Origin of the sequence: Microcoleus vaginatus PCC 9802, assembly GCA_022701275.1 — a bacterium.
Classification (GTDB): Bacteria; Cyanobacteriota; Cyanobacteriia; order Cyanobacteriales; family Microcoleaceae; genus Microcoleus; species Microcoleus vaginatus_A.
The window spans coordinates 2794927-2816426 of the sequence record CP031740.1 but is presented as its reverse complement, the minus strand read 5'-3'; the positions used below and the strand labels follow the sequence as shown (position 1 = coordinate 2816426).

At 45.1% G+C, this 21500-nt stretch carries 18 protein-coding genes; 10 read left to right on the top strand and 8 right to left on the bottom strand.

The genetic code is table 11. The annotated features are described in order from the left end of the window. Positions 1 to 100 precede the first annotated feature (100 nt). From rsmD to D0A34_11300, 8 genes are all read left to right on the top strand, one after another. Positions 101 to 643, top strand: coding sequence for a 16S rRNA (guanine(966)-N(2))-methyltransferase RsmD (rsmD, locus tag D0A34_11335; GenBank protein UNU19382.1), 543 nt, complete (start codon positions 101 to 103; stop codon positions 641 to 643). A gap of 256 nt (positions 644 to 899) precedes the next feature. Continuing rightward, on the top strand, positions 900 to 2360 hold the full coding sequence (locus D0A34_11330; GenBank protein ID UNU19381.1) for a phosphoglucosamine mutase: 1461 nt from the start codon (positions 900 to 902) through the stop codon (positions 2358 to 2360). 191 nt (positions 2361 to 2551) lie between these two features. Continuing rightward, positions 2552 to 4177 (top strand): hypothetical protein, encoded by a 1626-nt coding sequence (locus D0A34_11325; protein ID UNU19380.1) that lies wholly within the window; start codon positions 2552 to 2554, stop codon positions 4175 to 4177. 18 nt (positions 4178 to 4195) lie between these two features. Beyond that, positions 4196 to 5170 carry a glycosyltransferase gene (locus D0A34_11320; GenBank protein UNU19379.1) on the top strand — a complete coding sequence of 325 codons (975 nt, stop codon included), beginning with the start codon at positions 4196 to 4198 and terminating at the stop codon, positions 5168 to 5170. 27 nt (positions 5171 to 5197) lie between these two features. Beyond that, positions 5198 to 6367: a glycosyltransferase family 4 protein gene (locus tag D0A34_11315; GenBank protein UNU19378.1), complete on the top strand. Its 1170-nt coding sequence runs from the start codon at positions 5198 to 5200 to the stop codon at positions 6365 to 6367. A gap of 43 nt (positions 6368 to 6410) precedes the next feature. Continuing rightward, positions 6411 to 6758, top strand: coding sequence for a hypothetical protein (locus D0A34_11310; protein ID UNU19377.1), 348 nt, complete (start codon positions 6411 to 6413; stop codon positions 6756 to 6758). Continuing rightward, the gene (locus D0A34_11305; GenBank protein UNU19376.1) at positions 6755 to 6934 is read left to right on the top strand and encodes a hypothetical protein; all 180 of its coding nucleotides are present in this window, start codon (positions 6755 to 6757) and stop codon (positions 6932 to 6934) included. The genes D0A34_11310 and D0A34_11305 overlap by 4 nt, the downstream gene beginning before the upstream one ends. A 47-nt stretch (positions 6935 to 6981) precedes the next feature. Continuing rightward, the gene (locus D0A34_11300; GenBank protein ID UNU19375.1) at positions 6982 to 8217 is read left to right on the top strand and encodes a glycosyltransferase; all 1236 of its coding nucleotides are present in this window, start codon (positions 6982 to 6984) and stop codon (positions 8215 to 8217) included. 94 nt (positions 8218 to 8311) lie between these two features. On the opposite strand, the gene D0A34_11295 is transcribed toward D0A34_11300, so the two are convergent. The 5 genes from D0A34_11295 to D0A34_11275 all read right to left on the bottom strand — a co-directional run bounded on the left by D0A34_11295 (position 8312) and on the right by D0A34_11275 (position 13100). Beyond that, the gene (locus D0A34_11295) at positions 8312 to 10291 is read right to left on the bottom strand and encodes a tetratricopeptide repeat protein (GenBank protein ID UNU19374.1); all 1980 of its coding nucleotides are present in this window, start codon (positions 10289 to 10291) and stop codon (positions 8312 to 8314) included. 151 nt (positions 10292 to 10442) lie between these two features. Beyond that, a complete protein-coding gene (locus D0A34_11290; protein ID UNU19373.1) occupies positions 10443 to 10661 on the bottom strand; it encodes a hypothetical protein in 219 nt (72 codons plus the stop codon). A 33-nt stretch (positions 10662 to 10694) separates the two neighbouring features. Next, a complete protein-coding gene (locus D0A34_11285) occupies positions 10695 to 11261 on the bottom strand; it encodes a TerD family protein (protein UNU19372.1) in 567 nt (188 codons plus the stop codon). Between the two features lie 227 nt (positions 11262 to 11488). Further along, a complete protein-coding gene (locus D0A34_11280; protein UNU19371.1) occupies positions 11489 to 11914 on the bottom strand; it encodes a DUF4359 domain-containing protein in 426 nt (141 codons plus the stop codon). A 220-nt stretch (positions 11915 to 12134) separates the two neighbouring features. After that, on the bottom strand, positions 12135 to 13100 hold the full coding sequence (locus D0A34_11275) for a M48 family peptidase (GenBank protein UNU19370.1): 966 nt from the start codon (positions 13098 to 13100) through the stop codon (positions 12135 to 12137). 228 nt (positions 13101 to 13328) lie between these two features. Between D0A34_11275 and D0A34_11270 the strand changes: the two genes are divergently transcribed. Continuing rightward, positions 13329 to 13880 carry an acireductone dioxygenase gene (locus tag D0A34_11270; GenBank protein ID UNU19369.1) on the top strand — a complete coding sequence of 184 codons (552 nt, stop codon included), beginning with the start codon at positions 13329 to 13331 and terminating at the stop codon, positions 13878 to 13880. Positions 13881 to 13949: 69 nt separating this feature from the next. Here the strand turns inward: D0A34_11270 and D0A34_11265 are convergent, their stop codons facing one another. After that, positions 13950 to 15569 carry an NAD(P)/FAD-dependent oxidoreductase gene (locus D0A34_11265; protein ID UNU19368.1) on the bottom strand — a complete coding sequence of 540 codons (1620 nt, stop codon included), beginning with the start codon at positions 15567 to 15569 and terminating at the stop codon, positions 13950 to 13952. 221 nt (positions 15570 to 15790) lie between these two features. Between D0A34_11265 and D0A34_11260 the strand changes: the two genes are divergently transcribed. Continuing rightward, positions 15791 to 16396, top strand: coding sequence for a DUF98 domain-containing protein (locus D0A34_11260; GenBank protein ID UNU19367.1), 606 nt, complete (start codon positions 15791 to 15793; stop codon positions 16394 to 16396). 158 nt (positions 16397 to 16554) lie between these two features. Here D0A34_11260 and D0A34_11255 read toward each other — a convergent pair whose 3' ends face one another. Together D0A34_11255 and D0A34_11250 are read right to left on the bottom strand one after the other, a co-directional pair. Next, complete coding sequence (locus D0A34_11255; protein ID UNU19366.1) at positions 16555 to 17856, bottom strand: cytochrome P450; 1302 nt, start codon at positions 17854 to 17856, stop codon at positions 16555 to 16557. A gap of 195 nt (positions 17857 to 18051) precedes the next feature. Continuing rightward, positions 18052 to 21462, bottom strand: coding sequence for a PAS domain S-box protein (locus tag D0A34_11250; GenBank protein UNU19365.1), 3411 nt, complete (start codon positions 21460 to 21462; stop codon positions 18052 to 18054). Positions 21463 to 21500: the final 38 nt, after the last annotated feature.

The window sequence follows — 21500 nt, the reverse complement described above, 5'->3', positions numbered from 1 at the left end:
AAAGTCTTCTTCCTTCTTCCTTCTTCCTTCTTCCTTCTTCCTTCTTCCTTCTTCCTTCTTCCTTCTTCCTTCTTCCTTCTTCCTTCTTCCTTCTTCCTAAATGAGCCTGAGAATCTGTGGCAACCGCCAAATAAAAACTCTGCCGGGACTCGCAACTCGCCCTACACCTTCGCGAGTCAGAGAAGCTTTATTTAATATTTGGCAAGGGACGATCGCAGATTGCAGATGGCTTGACATTTGTACCGGCAGCGGTTCGATGGGTGCAGAAGCTTTGTGTCGTCAAGCCGCGAGTGTCACTGGCATCGAACAGTCGGCGAAAGCTTGTGCGATTATCCGCGAAAACTGGGAGCAAGTAGCAGACTCGTCCCAAACATTCCAAATACTGCGGGGAAACGCGACGGCGAAGTTGGCAACACTAGCGGGGCAGCAGTTCGATCGCATTTACTTCGATCCGCCCTACGCCAGCGACTTGTACGAACCTGTGTTAAACACGATCGCCAGCCAAGAAATGCTAGCACCAAACGGCGAAATCGCGATCGAACACAGCCCGGAGCGATCGGCACAAGCGATTTCCGGCCTAGAAATTTGCCGCCACAAAGTCTACGGCAATACAGCATTAACCTTCTACACACGCAGTGCCTGACAGGCTCAAACAGCAGCAGCGTCATTCCTCGACGCAGAAAGAAACCGGGTTTCATGGCGTTGGCGCGCCCGGGACTAAAAGTTTTTCCCTTGGGTACAATACAAATTTTTCCGATGAAGTTAAGCTTTGTGCGTAGGTTGTCACAGCAAGTTGCTTGAGCAATCGACGAAATAAATGGAGTTTACGCTGAAAATAAAGACTTTCAGTTGTAACATGAACCCAAAGTGTGAGTGTGAATATTCCTAAAGGAGTGAATATGGTTCAGACACCTTCGCGCCCTCGTGGCAGCGAGTTTCCGGCTGTTAACTCGGTACAGCCAGCCAAACTGGATACGATTCTGCTGGGAAATAGCCTCTCCCTGCCAAATACCAAACTCTTCGGCACAGACGGCATTCGCGGGAAAGTTGGAGAATTGCTGAATGCACCCCTAGCCCTGCAAGTGGGCTTCTGGGCTGGACAAGTTCTACGGCAACATTCCCCCAACCAGGGGCCTGTGATTTTGGGGCAAGACAGCAGGAATTCCAGCGATATGCTGGCAATGGCACTGTCAGCAGGTTTGACGGCCGCCGGTTTGGAAGTGTGGAATTTGGGATTGTGTCCCACTCCCTGCGTTGCTTATCTGGCAAGCGTTTCGGAGTCGGTTGGCGGAGTGATGATTTCGGCTTCTCACAATCCCCCAGAAGACAACGGCATTAAGTTTTTTGACTCAAACGGCTCAAAGCTGTCGCAGCAGTTGCAGGAACAAATCGAAGCGGGAATCCGGGGGGCAAAGGTTCCGGTTGCTAGCTTGGGTTGGGGACACCACTACCATCGGTCTGAGTTGGTTAAAGATTATGCCACTTCGCTCTGTGATTCGCTGCAACAGATGAATTTGGAGGGAATGCGGATTGTTTTGGATTTGGCTTGGGGGGCGGCCGCGGGTTTGGGGCCGGCGGTGTTCGCGCAAATGGGGGCGGATGTGATCTGTTTGCACGACTCTCCTGATGGATCTCGCATTAATGTTAACTGCGGTTCTACTCATCTAGACAGTTTGCAAGCGGCAGTTTTGGAACACAATGCCGATTTGGGATTTGCTTTTGACGGCGATGCCGATCGAGTTTTGTGTGTTGACAACCAAGGTCGAACGATTGACGGCGATTACATTCTTTATCTGTGGGGCCGACAGTTGCGCGACTCCCAACAGTTACCCTCCAATTTAATTATTTCTACTGTAATGGCTAACCTCGGCTTCGAGCGAGCTTGGGAAGAATTGGGGGGCAAACTAACTAGAACCGACGTGGGAGATCAGTACGTTCACGCTGAAATGCAGCGCACCGGTGCGATGTTGGGCGGCGAACAGTCGGGCCACATTCTTTGTCCGCATTACGGTGTCAGCGGCGACGGTTTGCTGACAGCTTTGCATTTGGCTTCGCTGGTGCGCCAGTCCGGGCAATCTTTGGCACAATTGGTAAGTGGCAGTTTCCAAACTTATCCGCAGTTGCTGCGAAATATTCGGGTGGACGATCGCGAAAAACGCCTGAAATGGCACGAGTGCGAGGCAATGCAAAATGCGATCGAACGTGCTACAACAGCAATGGGCGAACAGGGACGGGTTTTGGTTCGCGCTTCTGGCACTGAACCGCTAATTCGAGTTATGGTGGAAGCTGCCAGCGCCGAATTGGCTAATTTCTGGACTGAAAATTTAGTTTTAGCCGTTCAGCAACACATAGCTATCTGATGGAAATGGGGAATTAATCTGGAGGAAGAAGGAAGAAGGAAGAAGGAAGAAGGAAGAAGGAAGAAGGAAGAAGCCTCTAGATAAATATAGGGGCTATTGAAACCAATTTCTCATTCTTTATTCCCTCTTGCTTATTCCCTCTCTCCTAAATAACTAAATCCTTCTTTCTTCATTTCCCCATTTCTGATTGTATGAACACCAAATCAATTCAAAATGGGCGGCTGCATCTAATTTCGTTAAAATTTTTAATTGTCGTCCTATTAATAACGGGGATATTTTTTCGCTTTACTAACCTGGATCGCAAAGTCTACTCGTTCGACGAATCTATTACCTCGCTGCGAATTTCTGGCTACACTTGGACGGAAATGGTGCAGCAAGATTTTCAAGGCAAAACAATTAGCGCCGCAGATTTGCAGCGGAAATACCAGCAGATAAATCCCGAAAAAACTTGGTGGGATACTGTTAAAGGTTTAGCTACAGAAGAACCCCAACTATCGCCGTTGTATTTTATTTTAGCCCGGTTTTGGGTGCAGTTGTTCGGCCCGCAAGTGGCGACTGTCAGAAGTCTTTCAGCTTTGATTAGTTTGTTAGTTTTCCCCAGCATTTATTGGCTGTGCTGGGAATTATTTGGCTCTGCGTCTGTGGGATGGATGGCTGTTACAATCGTTGCTGTTTCACCCTTTCACGTCTTATACGCGCAAGAGGCAAGACCCTACATGATGTTTGCAGTCCTCGTCTTTCTGTCGAATGCAATTCTGTTGCGGGCGATCGCCCTACAAAATTCTCCGAAAACATCTAAATTGAGTAAGACTGTTTGGTCTATTTATGCGATCGCCCTGACTTTTGGACTTTATTCTAGTTTATTATTTTTTTTAGTAGTATGCGCCCACGGCATCTATGTAATTATCACAGAAAATTGGCGTTTTAGTAAAACATTAATTGCTTATTTACTAGCTTTAGCGGCAGCAATAATTATTTTTGCTCCTTGGATTTGGATCTTACTTTATAACTCGGAAAAAATTGAGGCAACACTAGGCTTTCCCCGCTTTTTCATGCCTTTGATGTCTTCACTTAAACCTTTAACTCTCATCACCTGCCGAATGTTTATCGACACGCATTCGGCGGGCGGAATTATCAAATTTGGTTCGAGCAATATTGCTACAGATTTAATCAGACTGATTGTAGTGGCCGTATTGCTGTTAGCGATCGCACATTCAATATACTCGCTCTGCCACTCAACTCCCAAACGAGTTTGGCTGTTTGTATTGACAGCGATCGGAATTACAGCGATAGTATTGATAGCAGTGCGAGGCGTTGCCGCTCGCTATCTGGTTCCCTATATTTTAGCAATCCAGATAGCTGTTGCCTATCTATTCACCGCTAAAATTGCAGTCGCCACCAATCCCCGACAACAAAAGCTGTGGCAGCTCGGTTTAATAGCGCTAATATCGAGTGGAATAGTTTCTTGTGGGGTCAGCTCACAGTCGCAACTTTGGTGGAACAAGTATCCTTCTAGCACTAAATATAATCCGCAACTAGCGGCGATTGTCAATCAAGCGGAAAAACCTTTAGTAATAACTCACGGAGGCAACAACATCACAGGAAAAATACTGTCTGTCAGCTATCTCCTGAAGCCGCAAGTACAGCTTTTGCTGGCAGTTAAACCCGAACAAGTAAAAATTCCTGATGGTTTTAGCGATGTATTTCTCTACCGAGCTACAGAAGCATTGCACTTTGAACTAGAAAAAGTGCAAAAATATAAAATCACACCAATTTACAAACCGGGTGATGTCTGGCTTTGGCGTGTAGAGAAATAAGGAAAGTGGCAACTGCACATGATGATTTCTGTTGTGATACCCACATACAACCGCGAGCAACCTCTGCGAGAGACATTGGCTGAGGTGATTCGGCAAAATTACCCGAATTTTGAAGTGCTGGTAATCGATCAAACTCGCACCCACCAATCAGAAACTCAAGTTTATTTAGAGGAATTGGCAAATGCTGGCAAAATTCGGTGGTTTCGGGTAGATTGGGCAAGTTTGCCGGCTGCTCGAAATTATGCAGTGCGACGCGCAGGTGGAGAGATTATTTTATTTATTGATGATGATGTACAATTGCCAGAGGGTTTTTTGGCTGCTCACGCTGACAACTATTTAGAAAAACCCGATGTGGGATGTGTGGCGGGTCGGGTTTTTGACAGAATGAAACTAGATAATTCTGGGGGGGATTTGGCGATCGAATATTTGCCCTCAGAAGCGATGGATGCGGGCATTGCCTGGTATTTTATCGATTTGGTGCATACAGTCAAACCGCAGCAGGTGCTCTCGGCTAGAGGCTGCAATATGTCATTTCGCCGGCAGGTTTTTGCTGAATGGGGGCTGAGGTTTGACGAGCGGTTTGCAGGGAGTGCAGTGCGGGAGGAGTCGGATTTTTGTTTGAGATTGCGATCGACGGGCATGAAAATTTGGTACGATCCCAATGCGTGTTTAGTTCACTTGGGGGAAGAGAGCGGCGGATGTCACGATGTCAGCACGCGATCGCTCGAATATCAAATCACATTTTATCACAATCACTTTCTAATGGGATTGAAAAATTTAACAGCCTTTCAATGCCTGCGATTTTTTGCCAAACTCTTTGATTGCCACGTTTTGGGAAATCCGCCTTGTTATAAAAGCCACTCGCCCATTAAAATTATAACTAGATTTGCTTTTTATATGTTTGGTTTTCTCAGTGCTATAAATACACTAATTCAATCTCTGTGGAATGATGGACAAATTTACAGCCATCAAGACAACATTAACGCTGAATAATTCCCTATTCCTTCCCCCTTTCCCTAAATGAGAATTCTCGTTGCCAGTCACACCTATATTGTGGACATTAACCGGGAAAAATTCAAGATATTAGCAAGCCTACAACCCGATATTGAAGTAACAGTTGTAGTGCCGCAGCGTTGGAAACCCGGAGGGGTTCAAAATAAAATTATAGAAACGGAATTTTATCAAAAGGGTTCCTTTAAAGTAATCCCTGTCTCCAACTTTAGTCAAAATAATCAAGGATTGCTAAGCTTTGGTTTGGATTTAATTAAAGTTTTGCAAAACTTTAGACCCCAGATAATCCAAGTTGAACAAGGTTCAAAATCCCTTGCTTGCGCTCAATTAATTTTATTAAATAAACTGCTTAAATTAAAAGCCAAAAATATACTATTTACTTGGTGGAATCTGCCTTATCAATTGAATTGGCCTGTTTCACTTTTAGAAAATTACAATCTTCAGCACACCGACGGAATTATTGCAGGCAACCTAGATGGAGCTAAAATTTTGCGGCAGCGGGGGTATCAAGGTGCGGTAAAAGTAATGCCACAACTGGGAGTAGATGAAACTTTGTTTCGCCGCACTGGTAAAGACGCTGATTTATCCAGTCAATTCGGCATTGAGCCGACCGATTTTGTGGTAGGATTTGTAGGGCGATTTGTCGAAGAAAAAGGACTGTTAACTTTAGCTGAAGCTTTGGCAGGGTTGAAAAAAAGCTCTTGGAAGTGGCTGTTAGTAGGACAAGGAAAATTGCGGACGCGCCTTGCCGAAAAATGTATTGAATGGGGAATCAGCGACCGAATAATCTGGGTAGAAAGCGTTTCCCACGAGGAAATCCCCCCCTACATTAACTTAATGAACTGTTTGGTATTGCCCTCGCAAACGAGCTATAAATTCAAAACTTTGACCACTGTGGGCTGGAAAGAACAATTCGGTCACGTTTTAATTGAAGCGATGGCCTGTAAAATTCCGGTTATTGGTTCCGACTGCGGGGAAATTCCCCATGTCATCGGGGATGCGGGGTTAGTATTCCCCGAGGGAAATGCAGGGGTTTTGCGCGAGTGTTTGCAGCAATTGATGGAGCGGCGGCAGTTGGCGGCTGATTTGGGCGATCGGGGTTATCATAGAGCGATGAGCAATTATACCAATCAAGCTTTAGCTGAGCAGTTGTTGGAATTTTACAAAGAATTGTTGTAACTTTTAGCAGTATAATGCAAGTGTTAAATAAAAGTTGTAGTAAATGTCTATTCCTTCCGACCTACGCTCTTTGGTTGACGAACTCTACCAGGTACTACACGAGACCGAACGCCAAGCAACGCAGGGACTTTTTGCACTTAGAAGAGCAATGTCTCTTTTTCCAGAAAATGAAATACTGATGCAATACTTTTCTTCGATCAGTAATTTTCAATTCTGCGTATCAGGTGTTCGCTTACAAGCAGAGCACATTGTGGGCAATGTATTGATGGCTAGTGTGCCCGATGAAGATGTTCAAAAAGCAGGAGATTATTTAGCAGCATTGCTACGTATGGCTCCTGAAGCGAGAATTATGATAGACCAAGTAATTGAGAGATTAGAAGCATTACCATGAAACAATTACCAGATGAAAGCCAACTGCTGGCAATCCTTGAAATTGTGAAAGCTGCGGAAGCCAAAGCCAGTGAAATGTATGAATTTTCCAAGACAATGGCTCACAATACCCAAATTACAGCGACAAAGAGAGAGGAAGCGGAACAGCTAGACGGGCAGCCTTTTCCAGATAATTAAATTTGTCATGGGAGATGTTGATATTTTGATTGAAAGAACTATCCCCCATGCGAATTCTCCAAATTATCCCCTCGATTTCCCTCGTCTACGGCGGGCCAAGTCAAATGGTGCTGGGACTTTCTGCGGCCCTCGCTTCCCGAGGTATTGATCTCACCATTATCACCACAGATTCTAACGGAGATATCGGTCAACATCCCTTAGATGTCCCTCTAAATCAACCAATACAACAAAACGGCTATCAGATTATTTATTTCCGCTGTTATCCCTGGCGCAGATATAAATTTTCATTCTCGTTATTGCAGTGGTTGAATGAAAATGCGCGACAATTTGACCTGGCCCACATTCACGCTCTTTTCTCACCAGTAACTACCCTCGCTGCTACAATTGCTAGATATCGCCACTTACCGTATATTATCCGTCCCTGCGGTATGCTTGACCCCGCAGATTTGCAGAAAAAAAAGCGCTTAAAACAGATTTATGCAGCAGTTTTAGAACGCCCTAATTTAGCAGGGGCGGCCGCCATTCATTTCACAAGTAAAGAAGAGGCTAAAATCTCAGAAAGATTTGGTTTGAACTGCACAGGCAAGATGCCTGTGCCACGGGATTTGGACTTCCCAGGCAAGATGCCTGGGCCACTGGATCTGGTGATTCCATTGGGGGTGACAGCAGGTTTGTTTCCTAAGAGATTGCCAGAATCTCAAGTGCCAATCATCTTATTTATGTCGCGAATTGAACCTAAAAAAGGGCTTGATTTGCTAATTACAGCATTAGAAAGTATTTTGGCATCGGGAATAAATTTTAAGTTTATTTTAGCGGGTTCAAATCCCCAAGATGCTGGTTATGAAACAAGAATTAAAGTACAAATTCAGAATTCAATCTTAGCACAATACACAACAATAACTGGCTTTGTGAGCGGCGATTTAAAAAGTGAACTGTTGACAAACGCCGACTTATTTGTCTTGCCTTCTTATTACGAAAACTTTGGCATTGCTGTAGCAGAAGCGATGGCAGCGGGTGTACCTGTCGCCATTTCCGATCGCATACATATTGCCGAAGACATACAGCAAGCAGAAGCTGGTTGGGTGGGGCCTTTGGAAGTAGGGGCGATCGCCAATTCAATTAAATCTGCCCTTCTGAATCCACAGGAACGCCAACGGCGGGGATTGAACGGCAAAGAGTATGCCAAAAAGCATTATAACTGGGATGCGATCGCCCAGCAAACCATCGATGCTTACCAGCAGATTTTGTCATCTATAGCAGAAGGAAGAAGGAATAAGGAATAAGGAATAAGGAAGAAGGAATAAAATCCATCGTTTCAGCCATTAACAACCTCCTAACCCTCTTGGCGCTTGCTATATTGACTAATGCCACAGCGGTTTACCTTCTGCTTCTTCGCCTGCTGCGAGTTCTTGTACTGCTGCTATCAGAATTTGCAGGCGAGATTTTTTCAACGCTGCTATTGCTTTTAATATTAGTAGAGTCAGAGTTTGAGGCATCAATCGCCGATTTTCTTCTAATTATAATCGGAACATTAAGAGAGCGACCGCAGGGTCGGCCGAAGGAGTCTATTTTCCTTCGATAATCGCAGATTGCAGCCTCTGCAATGGGTTCTTGACAATCATTAATAAAGCTTTGTGCTAATTGGTAATTCTTGCCGTCTCCCTGCTTTGAGAAAAGTTCTCCAGCTTGGTTGAAATCTGCTACTGCTTGCGATTTAGTTCCCAACATACAGCGAATAGCACCTCGTTCCAAATAAGCCAAACCATAATTAGGATTAACGCGAATAGCTTGTTCGTAATCGGCGATCGCCTTTTGTTTGTTTCCCAATTCATAGTATGCTTGACCGCGACCGAAATAAGCTTCTGCCAAGTTAGGATTAAATTGCAGCGCTCGATCGTAATTGTAAATTGCCTGCTGCTTGTTTCCCTGTTGGCCAGTAGCAATTCCCAATCCGAGGTAAGCTTGAGGTATATTCGGATTCAGCGCTAAAGCCTGAGTAAAATTGGCGATCGCCCCCGGAACATCGCCCTTCTGAACTTTCAAAGAACCTTGGTTGCTAAAATTTGCAGCTTTTTGAGCGATCGCCACTCTTTGACTGATAAGAGCGCGATTGGCCCGGTAATTAGATAACTTATTTTGAGCTAGATTATAAACAGGTGTACGTGAATCGATCGCTTCTAAAAGTGCGATCGCCTGTTGCCATTTACTTTGCGACTGATGCCAAACTTCTATCGGATGAGGCGGTTTTTGCACAACCACAGCAGCTTCCATCGCCAATTTTTGAGCCGTTGCTAGACTTTCTGCCGCCTGTAAGTTTTGCTCTACAGGAACCAAACTCGGGCGCAGTTGCAGCAAATCAGCTCTAGCTTGTTGATACCCAAAGCCGGGTAAGTTAGGAATTTTCTCTAAATTGGCGATCGTTTCTTTAAGTCGTTTATCGAAACTTCTGAGTAAATTGACATCCGTGACTTTCTCTGCATTCTGCGTTTCAACGACCAGTATTTGCGCTTGCTTGAGCGTTTCATTTCCCGATCGCATAAAGGCGCTCATCCCTGCACCTGCCCCCAACATCAAAACCCCTAAACTTGCTAATAAAGCTGCGGGTATTTTGCGGCTTCGCGAGTTATTAACTTGATTGTTAATTCGTGATGGCTGTACCCTTCGAGTCTGACGAGATTGTTCCGCTTCCGGTTCGGGCTCCACCTCCAACTCCCAAGCCGGTAACTGCAAATCATCTGCTGCTGTTCCCGCTGCCAACTCGTGAGTAATTGGAGAAATATTATTGCTATTTCCGCTGTCATACTTGTCAACCAAACTCTGCAATCCTGCTTGATATCCTTCTCCTACTGCCTGAAATCTCCATTCTCCATTCTTTCTATACAAACGACCAAACTCTACAGCAGTCTCTCGCGAAAAATTCTCTTTTAATTCATAGCGAACCAGTTCGCTTCCCGTATCCAAATTGGTAATTTTGATAAAACTATTTTTGATATTGCTAAAATTTGCCTTTATTTTATCTGCTTCGTGAATAGTGACCGCAAAAGTTATTTCCTCAATTTCAGCATTAATTTTCTCTAAAATAACGCCGTAAATAGTCTTCTTTTCTTGACCTCGGTTGTTTTTGTCAGGAATCGATTGCAGTACCGAACCGTCACAGGATTGAAGATTATTATAAAAGATAAAATATTTATCGTTAGGTAGTTTGCCGTCAGCACTTAGCATAAAAGCAGAGACATCAATCTCATAGCTTTGTCCTGCCTCTGTCACCTGCCAACCGAGGGCGATCGCCATTTTTTTCAAACCGGGCGCTTCTTTAGAAAGATTAAATCTCTCACCCTTACTTAATTGCATTGCCATCTGCTTATTTGTTAAACATCAAACTTTATAGTGTTCATGTTAATATTAAGTCCCCGGATAATTTTTGCTCTTCAATAAAACTTAATATTTTGCTTTTAATAGCGGGCTTGATTAAAAATATGTGCTGCCTGTATCTGAAATTTATTGATATTTACTTAAGTACAATTACGTAATTAAAAACCTGCCTTTCTCCCAAAGCGGTTTCTACAATTGAACTTAATTTGACCCTACTTTTGAGCATTTTCAGAACTAGGTAACAAGGTAACAAATTTACCAAAAGCTCCAGACGAGACTGTTCCGCTTCCGGTTGTGACTCTACCTCCAACTCCCCAGCCGACAACTGCCAATCATCTGCTGTTCCCCTTGCCAACTCGTGAGTAATGGGAGCAATTTTATTATTATTTTAGCTGCAATACTTATCCACAAAACTCTGCAATCCTGCCTGATATCCTGCTCCTACCGCTTGAAATCTCCACTCTCCATTCTTTCTATACAAGCGACCAAATTCTACAGCAGTCTCTCGCGAAAAATTCTCTTTTAATTCATAACGAACAAGTTCGTTTTCTGTATCCAAATTGTAAATTTTGATAAAAGCATTTTTGATATTGCTAAAATTTGCATTAATTTTTTCTGCTTCGTCAATAGTGACAACAAAAGTTATTTCCTCAATTTCAGGATTAACTCTTTTTAAGATAACGCCGTAAATCGTTTTATTCTCTTGACTTCGGTTGTTTTTATCCCGAATCAATTGCAGTACCGAACTGTCACCGGATTGCAGATTATTGTAAAAGATAAAATATTTATCGTTAGGGATTTTGCCGTCAGCACCTAGCATAAAGGCAGAGACATCAATCTCGTAGCTTTCTCCTGCCCCTGTCACCTGCCAACCTAGGGCGATCGCCATTTTTTTTAAACCGGGCGCTTCTTTAGAGATATTAAATCTCTCACCCTTACTTAATTGCATTGCCATCTGCTTATTTGTTAAACATCAAACTTTATAGCGTTTATGTTAATATTAAGTGGCACAATAACTTTTCTTCTTTAATAAAACTTAATATTTTGTCTCTAATAGCGGGCCTCATTAAAAATATGTGCTACCGCTCTCCGAATTTATTGAGATTAACTGAGAGAGAATTACGTAAGCAAAAACCGGGCTTTCTACAAAACCCGGTTTCAACAATTGAACTTAATTTGACTCTAATTTTGAGCATTTTCCGAACTAGGTGGCAGCGTCACAAAGTTACCAAAAGCTCCAACCGTTTGATAGCTTTTTTTGCCTAATTCAGTTGTGTAAATACTGACCACACCTAAATTTTGACGCTGCGTTGTATTGTCGAGCAAGCTTTCGATCGTGTCCCGCTGCGAAGTCAGCAAATTCTTGCAACTGCCGATCAAAGTATCTGTAATGCCGCTCAAAGCTTTCGGAACCCGAGAATCTTTGCACACAGTGCTTTCCAACTCGGTTTGGAGTACGCCGGAAGCATAAGTTAGATATTTGTCTCTCCCAGGATTTGTAAATGCCATGCCGGCGGCCAGAAGAGTCAGAGCCATCGCGACTTTTCCCACATTGCCGAAAAAATTAGAAGTTGGCTTGTTAGTATTCATTGCGTTATCAATAATCATTTTTTTTAGCCCCGTTGATTTATAAGCTTCTCTTGATTTAAACTACACCTCCTCAGAAACAGATTTCCGAAAGGAGGGGACAGTTTTTAGATTGGAGGCCAGTTGCGAGTAAGTCTCTCACTGGTTTACCTTCCTTTTACGTTTCTCCCTCCCTCAAATCCGGTAAATCTTCAACAAAACATTTAGCTGGTTCCCAGGCACAGCCTGGGGACGAGGAAACTTAGTTTCGCTTTGATTTTTGCCGATCGATCTCCCGCTGCAACTCTTCAATCTGACGGCGCAAAGCCTCCGTCTCACTGTTAGGCGTTTGCGACTTCACATCAACCGCACCCTCGGATACCGCCCGCTTGTAGTTCCCCAGCTTAATTTGGCGGTATTCCTCGGAACTGGCCCAGTCTCGCAAATACCTCAGCCGTTCCACCGGGAAAGGGTGACTCAGCATCACGCCTTGCCCGCCGTTGTAAAGTAAAAATTTATACACTTGGTTGAGATTGTCTCGATCGAGCTCTTGATAGTTGTCAGACTGGCGGATAAATTCTTGCAAACTGCATTGGTCAGCATATTTACTGCTAACTCCCGCCAGTTGCATCATCGTCTTCATCACACTGTTCAAGTCATCCGTCACCAACAAAGCCGCCCGATCCGCCGACAATTCAGCCTTGCGCCGCCACTCGTAAAAAGCGAAAATTAAACCGCTACCGACCATATTTCCTAAACCGAAAGTCATCTCGCCAATTGTCGATGCGACGCTCATCGCCCACATCGCCATTTGATTTAAAGTTGGATGGCCGCATTTAATGTGTCCCAACTCGTGAGCCAAGACTACCCGCAGTTCCGCCTCGTCCAACAAGTCTAAAAGACCAGTGTTTAATACTACATAAGGCTGGGTTTTTCCCAGGGCATAGCTGTTAACTGAGGGATTCTGAGAAACAAACAAACCTGGTTCTGGGAAAACATCTAAAGCCTGCACGCACTCGCGAAATATATGATAAATGCTGGCATATTGGCGTGGACCGACTTGAATGCTATTTCCCATTAGGTAAACGAATTGCGGTCGTTCGTAGACAAATTCTACAAATTTGCTGGCAATTAAGTCAAATCCAGGCACGCTCCGCAATGCTGCCTCGGCTTGGCGATCGAGGGGATGCTGAAAAGCTTCGCTAGAAATTCCAGTATAAGTAGGCATGGTTGTTGCAAAAATTACATCTAAAATATTTCAGTGTTGCAGATCGCTGCTGGTGCTAGCTGGCGCCTGACTTATCAATGTTATCGCGACAAATATTGAACTGTTGTGGAACAGGCATCTTGCCTGTTCAAATTAGCGTTAAAATTGTGATTCTGGTACAGGCGCGATCGACAAACATCTTTCACAGTGCCTGTGTATCGCCTCACCCAAAAATTGGAACGTGCAAAAATGGCTATCCTGCGACTCGAAAACGGTACAACCTACACTCAACAAAGCGACATTACCCGAGAACTCGCTTCCTTAAACATACAACTCAACCGCTGGCCGGTGGGTGACAGCGCTGAAATTCAAAATTTGTTAGCTAAAGATGCTCTTGACGACACTCAAAAAGAGCAAGTGTTGCAAGCCCTCGACGGCTACTTTCAACAGTTGTCGGAAAGTGCAGGCTATCAGGATCGCGACTTAATCGTACTGCACCCAGACATTCCCAACCTCGACACCATGCTGTCCAAATTCAGCAAGTGTCACATCCACGCCGATGATGAAGTCCGCTATATCGTAGCAGGCGAGGGCATTTTCGGCTTCGTGCGACCTGACGGCAGCCAAGTCGAACTCACAGTGCAGCCGGAAGAATTTATCAACGTGCCGGCGAATACAGAACACTGGTTTTATTTGACAGCAGCCCGGAAAGTTAAAGCGGTGCGCTATTTTACCACCAAAGAAGGCTGGACGCCGGAGTATACCGATACGGAAATTCGATCGCGTTTAGCTGCTGTTTGAACAGTTGACAGTTGAGAGTTGACGGTTGACGGCAATCTTCAAATCATCTAAAAATCCTCAAATCCAGCCTCAAATGTTGTGGTTTGAAGATTGCAAAATACTCAAAGCAACTGCCTCCGCCACCTTAATCCCATCAATCCCCGCCGACAGGATTCCACCCGCATATCCTGCACCTTCCCCAGCAGGATAAAGACCTTCTGTATTCAAACTCTGATAATCATCTTTGCGTTTAATCCGAATTGGTGAAGAAGTGCGCGTTTCCACCCCAGTCAAAACCGCATCATCCATCGCAAATCCTTTAATCTGTTTGTCAAAAGCCGGAAGTGCTTCGCGGATAGCTGCGATCGCATAATCTGGCAAACTTGGGCTCAAATCAGTCATCACAACTCCCGGCGTATAAGACGGCTGCACACTGCCTAGCGCCGTGGAAGGGCGATTCGCCAAAAAATCACCCACAAGCTGCCCAGGGGCGTTGTAAGTGCCACCACCTAACTCAAATGCCCGTTCTTCTAGGCGACGTTGAAACTCAATTCCGGCTAAGGGATGACCCGGATAATCCTCCGGCGTGATACCCACCACAATCCCGCTGTTAGCATTGCGTTCATTGCGAGAATATTGACTCATCCCATTAGTGACAAGTCGCCCCGGTTCTGACGCAGCCGCCACTACCAAACCGCCGGGACACATACAGAAACTATACACAGAACGATTGTTTTGGCAATGGTGAACCAGTTTGTAATCGGCGGCACCCAAAAGCTTATGGCCCGCCCGATCGCCAAAACGACAGCGATCGATGATAGTTTGGGGATGTTCCACCCGAAAACCAATGGAAAAAGGTTTAGGCTCGATGTAAACCCCGCGCGAAAACAACATTTCAAAAGTATCGCGGGCGCTATGTCCCACCGCCAGAACTATATAATTACTAGCAATATATTCTCCACTGGCGAGGGTAAGTCCCTGCACTTTTCCATTTTCGATGTGGATATCTTCTACACGACTTTGAAACCGAATTTCTCCGCCTAATGATTCAATTTGGGCGCGTAGGCTTTGGACAATTCCCACCAGTTTGAACGTGCCAATATGCGGTTTATTAATATATAAAATTTCCGGTGAAGCTCCTGCATTCACAAGTTCCGTCAACACCTTCCGTCCATAATGCTGAGGATCTTTAACTTGGCTGTAGAGCTTGCCATCGGAAAAAGTACCCGCACCACCTTCGCCAAACTGGGCGTTAGATTCTGGGTTGAATTCTGCTTTTTTCTTCCAAAATCCAAAGGTATCAACCGTGCGATCGCGCACTGCTTTTCCGCGTTCTAAAAGGATGGGGCGAAACCCCATTTGTGCCAGCATCAGGCCCGCAAACATACCGCACGGCCCTGTACCAATCACAATGGGGCGAATCGTCAAATTGCTGGGGGCTTTGGCTACATAGCGATAATTCGTGTCTGGCGTCACCATCACATGAGGATCTTTTTTGAAGCGTTGGAGAAGTTGCTTTTCCTGTGTCGTCTCTACATCCACAATATAGACAAGGAGGATTTCTGCTTTTTTACGAGCATCGTAGCTGCGTTTGAAGATGGAATAGCCGAGTAATTCTTCGGGGGGAATTTGCAGCTTTTTGAGAATCGCGCTGGCGATCGCATCTTGAGGATGATCTAGGGGGAGTTTTATTTCGGTTATTCGTAACATATAGTGGAAGGAAGAAGGAAGAAGGAAGAAGGAAGGAAGAAGGAAGGAAGAAGGAAGAAGGAAGAAGGAAGAAGGAAGAATAAAAATCCCGAACAGAAGTATTATAACTATTTAACCGGACATCCTATGGGCGATCGTCCTCGGTCGAGCAATTTTTGATTTTTGAGCGGATAATTGAAGAAGCGTTATAATAAACAAAAAATTAAGTTTTGTAAAGACCCTTGACTGCAACATTTACACCCAAAAACAGCCGCACCTGGCACGCTCTCAACCCCCTGTGGCAAGGAGCAGAAGACGCAGTACAGAAGGGTTTACCCCACACCAAGCTAGCACCGGCATGGCAAATACTGCTGCTAGGTGACGGTTCCCCCACCCGTCACCTGCAACTGCTGACAGGGGAACCCACTGAAGTAGATGTGATCGATATGTCTTTAGTGGGTGAAGACGCAGACGGCGCGCCCCAGCAAATTGTCGCGGTTCCGGGGCCGCGCCTGCGCCGCCAAGTGTGGCTGCGGACTGCTTCGGGACAGCGCTTAGCCTATGCAACTTCTTGGTGGGAAGCGAGCCACGTAGACGAATATTTACAAAATAAATCTTTGCCAATTTGGGCCAGTTTAGCGAGACTGCGGACAGAATTGTATCGCGATGTGCAGGGCATTTATTGCGGTGATTCGCCTGCTTTGGAATCAGCGTTTGAAGAGTCGGGCCCTTTTTGGGGGCGACACTATTTGTTTTGGCATCATGGGAAGCCCTTGACTCTGATTTATGAGGTTTTTTCTCCTTATTTAACTAAGTATTTGGGGCCGATGCAATTGGATATTGATTGAGGCTGAGATCTTGCACCATTATCAATCAGGCTTTCAGGGCGGGCTAGAAGCCCAACCCCTACTCCCCACAATAAAATTCATCTCGTGTGGAACAGGCCGGAAAGCCTGTTCTCAAGAAGAACAGGAAAATCAGGAGGGTGTATAACTGAAGCTTCTACTTATTTCATTGTTGTTCGACGAAATTTTACTCGCAAACCGTCGCGCGGATGCGGAGTCGGTACTGTGATTAAATTCAAATCTTGATCCGGTAAAAGCTCCCATTCAAACTCCCGAACAATCTTTGCCGCAAACAACTTCATTTCTAACCGGGCAAATTCTTTGCCCAAACATTCCCGCAAACCTCCACCAAATGGCACGTAACTGAACGGTTTTGCCGATCGCTCGGAGTTAAATCGATCGGGATCGAAGCGATCGGGTTCAGGATAAAGTTGACTATCCTGATGGGTTTGATTAATCTGAGAAAGCACACTCCAACCCTTTGGAATTTCATAGCCGCCGAACTCACAAGCATTAATGACTGTCCGAAAAATACCTCCCACGGGTGGAACTAAACGCAGCACTTCTTGCAGCACCTGTTCTAAATAGGTCATTTGTTTGAGTTGTTCCAATGTTAGGGGTTCCGTAGCGGGGAACTGCTGCTGTTCGGTGCGGACTTTTGCCATCACATCGGGATGTTGGGCTAGGAGAAGGCAAAAAGAGGCGATCGCCGAAGTTAAAGTTTCGTGTCCCGCAAACAGCAGCAACAGCACTTGATCTTTTAACTCCTCCAAACTCAAACTATTTCCCTCGTCATCGCGAGCCGAAATCAGCAAACTCAAAGCATCATTGCCACTTGGAGTTCCTTGTTGGCGATCGCGAATAATCTTTTCAAGTTCGGTTAACAGCAGCTTTCGGCACTTTTTAGCTTTACCAAACTGACTCCACGGCACATCTAAAGGAATCGAAAATAAACCATTGCACCAAGTTTCAAAATAATGTCCAAGCGCCGTTTCCGAACCATTTTCAATCCCTACTAACAACTTACCCGCCACATCAAAAGTATAATTTCTCAGTTCGGGATACCAAGTCAGCGTTTCCCTTTTGACCCATTTTTCCAAATAGCGCTGAGTGATATTTTCCATCGCGCCGATGTAGCCAGCCAGCGCTCGCGGCTGAAACGCTTGGTACAGCAACTTGCGCCGATTTTGGTGGTTAGCACCCGTTTGCAGTGCCAAGGAAAGCGGCCCTAAAAGCGCTTTCGTGCTGGGAGGCCAAGTCACAACAAAATATCGGTTGTCATTGCTTAAAACAAACAACTTAGCCTCTTGGCCACGCATAAACACGGTAGGCTGTCCGAAAAGGCTGGTTTTGAAAAGGGGCCCGTACTGCTGGTGGCGTTTTTTGGCGAATTGGGAATCTTGCAAAAAGTTGATAGTATCGCCAATTAGGGGTAAACCGAAACTGCCGGGAGGTAATGCCATTTTAGATTTTAGATTTTAGATTTTTAATATCATATCAATTTTAGTTGTAGGGTAGGCAATATGTACCCTACAACTTTTGGGTAAAATAACTATTATCTGTGTGTAGTCTCTAGGATGCGCCAGTCTTAAGGTTAGTACAAAAAATTCTAGTTTTTCCCACTAACTCACCTTAGGGATTTTTCCTACAAATATATTTTAAATCTTTGTGCTTTTAATCGGAATCTTAATCGTAAATTCAGTTCCTTTCGCTAGAGCGGAAATACAATTGATTTCACCTTTATGTTTTTCGACTATAATTGAGTGGGAAATCGCTAAACCCATCCCAGTACCCGAACCGATCGGTTTTGTAGTATAGAACGGGTCAAATATCCGCTGCTTGACTTGCTCGGTAATACCTGCACCGTTATCAGCAATTCTAATCACAGCGAGAGTACCTTCTACCTCTGTACGAATGCGGATAATTCCCGGATTTTCCAGCGGTTCTTGTAAAACGTCAATAGCGTTAGCGATAATATTCATAAACACCTGATTCAACAGTCCGGCGTAGCACTCCACCAGTGGCAATTGTCCGTATTCTTTAACGACTTGAATTGCTGGGCGCTCGGGCTGAACTTTCAGACGGTGTTCTAAAATCATTAATGTGCTGTCGATGCCTTCGTGAATGTTAACCTTTTTCATGTCAGATTCATCCAGGCGAGAGAAATTCCGCAAACTCCTCACGATATCCCGGATGCGAGTAGCTCCCATCTGCATAGAAGACAGCATTTTCGGCAAGTCCTCTAGCAAGAAATCCATTTCTAACACCTCTATTTCCTCCTGAAGAGCTGGAGAAGGTTCTGGGTATTCATTTCGATACATTTGCAGCAGTTTCATCAGGTTTGTGGTGTATTCTTCTGTGTAGGTAAGATTGCCGAAAATAAAGCTGACCGGGTTATTGATTTCGTGGGCAATTCCTGCTACCATCTGACCGAGACTCGACATTTTTTCTGCCTGCACGAGTTGAGTTTGAGCTTGCTGGAGTTCGCACAGAGTTACTTCGAGTTTGGCAGCTTGTTCTTGTGCTATCCGGGCTGAATGGACGCTTTGAGTGTAGAGCTCGGATTGACTGATGGCGATGCCCAATTGATCGCCAATTGCCTCCATTAACTCCACTTCCTCTTTTGTCCACTTGCGTACCTCCCTGCAAGAAACGCAGCCAACAACACCAGTTAAACCGCCGGCACTTTTAATCGGTAAATCCAAGACAGACTTGCAACCAAGCTCCAAAAAGAATTTTTGTTCTACGGGATCGCTGACAGTTGCAACATCATCTATTTGATAAACTTCCAACTTAGCGATTTTTTGCGGCAGCGTACCCGTTATGTCAGCACGGAAATAACCCAAAAGCGAGAACAAATCATCCTTTTTAGCTTCGTGGACGACATCCCAAGCAGGTGGTGAAGCGTCGGGCAAATACCAGATAAACACACAGCGATCGACTTGCAGCAAGTCGCGAATCTGCTGCACAGTTGTTGCCAAAATAGTATCTAAATCTAGAGATTCGCGGATATTGCTAGCTAGCTGGTTCAGCAGTGCTTCCTTCTCCGCTAACTTGCGGAATCGCGCTTCCGAAGCTTGCAACTGTCTTTGAGCTTCTTTTTGTTTTGTAACGTCCAAACCCAAACCGATTAAGCCGATCGCGTTACCACAATCATCTTTGACCTGAGTTTTAATTGTGTCCAGTTCGTGATATTTACCCTCAGTAAGCTCGAAAATTTCTTCAGAATAATAGGGAATATCTTGGCTCCACGCTTGCGCGTCAGATGCCATGCAGTTAGCAGATTGTTCTAAGCCCAAAACTTCGAAATAGTGAGATGCAGCTAAAAATCTTGATTCAGGTATAGCCACATCTTCGCAGAAAGTTTTGTTAACTAATAACATCCGCCCGCTAGCATTTGCCATCCACACCCAAATCGGAGCGTTGTCAATAATTGCCCTCAAAGTTTGCTTTTGTCTGGCGAGAGCTTCTTCTGTTTGTTTGCGCTTAATTCCCAGGGCGATCGCATCTGCTACCGAGGCCAAAGCAACCAGCGTTGATTCCTTCAACTCCTGGCGAGTAAACATCGCTATTACTCCCAGCAACTGATTGTCAACAATTAGCGGATATCCAGCAAAAGCCACCATTCCTTCTCGTGAGGCCCATTCTTTGTCGTGGAGTCGGGGATCTTCTTGCACAGAATTAGTGATGTGAGGTTTTCGCTCCAAGGCGATTAAACCAATCTTGAACTCGCCGACAGGAATGCGGGTGTAAGCGCCGTCAATGCCAGTATATATCCCCGCGCTTGCTTCCATTTCCAATACATTTTCCTCTTCATTCAGCGTCCAAATCCGAGCAAAGGCAGCATCCAAATGGCGCACAACTGCATCGGCGCAATATTGCAAAGTTGCAAGCAAAGTCTGGTTTTGAGTCAGAGCAATGCCCACATCTGCTGTAAATACAGAAAGTTTAAGTTGTTCTGCTAAAGCTTGTTCTGCTATTTTGCGCTCTGTAATGTCCGTAGCAGCACCGAGACGCTGCTGAATTTTTCCCTCCTCTGTTCTGCTAAACACAATTTCCCGGCTGACTAGCCAGCGCCAACAGCCATTTTTGTCGCGCACCCGGTATTCGTACTCACCAACTTCGCCGTCGGGAGCATTTTCTAATTGATGCCAATATTCGGGAAATTTAGCTAAATCCTCAGGGTGGATAATGGTAGGTAACAGACTGCTACCCATTTTTTTAACTTCTTCGGGGGTATAGCCGAGGGTGTCAGCGATTTCGCGGTTGCTGTAGACATTTCGCTGCTCGGTTTCGTCGTAAACATAGAGAAGATTCGGACTGGTATTGGCAATTCGCTCCACAAAACGTTGACTCTCTTGCAGCGCTGCTTCTGCTTGTTTGTGAGCGGTAATGTCGCGGCCGACACCATAGAGCAATTCTTCCTCGCAGAAACGGGTAGCAGTCCAAGCTATCCACTTGTAAGAACCGTTGCGACAGCGCCAGCGGTTTTCAAACCCAACGGTATTATTCCCCGCAGCAATACTTTCAGCTTCTTTTAAAGTAGCTTCGCGATCGTCTGGATGCACGAATTCAAGGAAGAGTTGGCCAATCATTTCTCTTGGTGCATAGCCGAGCATTTTTTCTGCTGCTGGGTTGATCAGTGTTAAATAACCGTCAAAACTAAGGACGCACAGTAAATCTAGCGAAAGGCTAAAAAAGCGATCGCTTCCGTTGGGTTCGGTGGATGGGCGATCGTTGCGCGCTAGGACCCAAGAGGCGTTTGAGCGCGCCGATACCCCCAAAAAGACAATATTTGCTATTGCCAAAAATCCCAGGGCGAGTTGGCTATCGTAGAAATTATCAGCGCTGCCAGCTACGAGCCACCCGTTTAAGACAAGCAGTACAATTATCAAAATTGAGAAGACACTGCCAGGGGCGATCGTCGCTAATCTGGTTTTTTCATCCTGCTTTCTGCTTTCTACCTTTTGTATTCTAGTGAAGGCTTCTCGGATTTTTATTAAAAACCCTGGCAGTAAGTTAAACACTTTAGCGTTTTTTGAGGCTTCGAGTTGAAGTGAGTGTTTCATTTTTTGACTCGAGATTAACTTGGACTTTTCCTGATTTA

Excerpts from the sequence above, each read along its gene's own strand:
- D0A34_11285 (UNU19372.1), bottom strand. The coding sequence starts at position 11,261 with ATGGCAATGCAATTAAGTAAGGGTGAGAGATTTAATATCTCTAAAGAA.
- D0A34_11320 (UNU19379.1), top strand. The coding sequence starts at position 4,196 with ATGATGATTTCTGTTGTGATACCCACATACAACCGCGAGCAACCTCTG.
- D0A34_11265 (UNU19368.1), bottom strand. The coding sequence starts at position 15,569 with ATGTTACGAATAACCGAAATAAAACTCCCCCTAGATCATCCTCAAGAT.
- D0A34_11310 (UNU19377.1), top strand. The coding sequence starts at position 6,411 with ATGTCTATTCCTTCCGACCTACGCTCTTTGGTTGACGAACTCTACCAG.
- D0A34_11270 (UNU19369.1), top strand. The coding sequence starts at position 13,329 with ATGGCTATCCTGCGACTCGAAAACGGTACAACCTACACTCAACAAAGC.
- D0A34_11315 (UNU19378.1), top strand. The coding sequence starts at position 5,198 with ATGAGAATTCTCGTTGCCAGTCACACCTATATTGTGGACATTAACCGG.
- D0A34_11275 (UNU19370.1), bottom strand. The coding sequence starts at position 13,100 with ATGCCTACTTATACTGGAATTTCTAGCGAAGCTTTTCAGCATCCCCTC.
- D0A34_11305 (UNU19376.1), top strand. The coding sequence starts at position 6,755 with ATGAAACAATTACCAGATGAAAGCCAACTGCTGGCAATCCTTGAAATT.
- D0A34_11255 (UNU19366.1), bottom strand. The coding sequence starts at position 17,856 with ATGGCATTACCTCCCGGCAGTTTCGGTTTACCCCTAATTGGCGATACT.
- D0A34_11280 (UNU19371.1), bottom strand. The coding sequence starts at position 11,914 with ATGATTATTGATAACGCAATGAATACTAACAAGCCAACTTCTAATTTT.
- D0A34_11325 (UNU19380.1), top strand. The coding sequence starts at position 2,552 with ATGAACACCAAATCAATTCAAAATGGGCGGCTGCATCTAATTTCGTTA.
- D0A34_11250 (UNU19365.1), bottom strand. The coding sequence starts at position 21,462 with ATGAAACACTCACTTCAACTCGAAGCCTCAAAAAACGCTAAAGTGTTT.
- D0A34_11330 (UNU19381.1), top strand. The coding sequence starts at position 900 with ATGGTTCAGACACCTTCGCGCCCTCGTGGCAGCGAGTTTCCGGCTGTT.
- D0A34_11295 (UNU19374.1), bottom strand. The coding sequence starts at position 10,291 with ATGGCAATGCAATTAAGTAAGGGTGAGAGATTTAATCTTTCTAAAGAA.
- rsmD (UNU19382.1), top strand. The coding sequence starts at position 101 with ATGAGCCTGAGAATCTGTGGCAACCGCCAAATAAAAACTCTGCCGGGA.
- D0A34_11300 (UNU19375.1), top strand. The coding sequence starts at position 6,982 with ATGCGAATTCTCCAAATTATCCCCTCGATTTCCCTCGTCTACGGCGGG.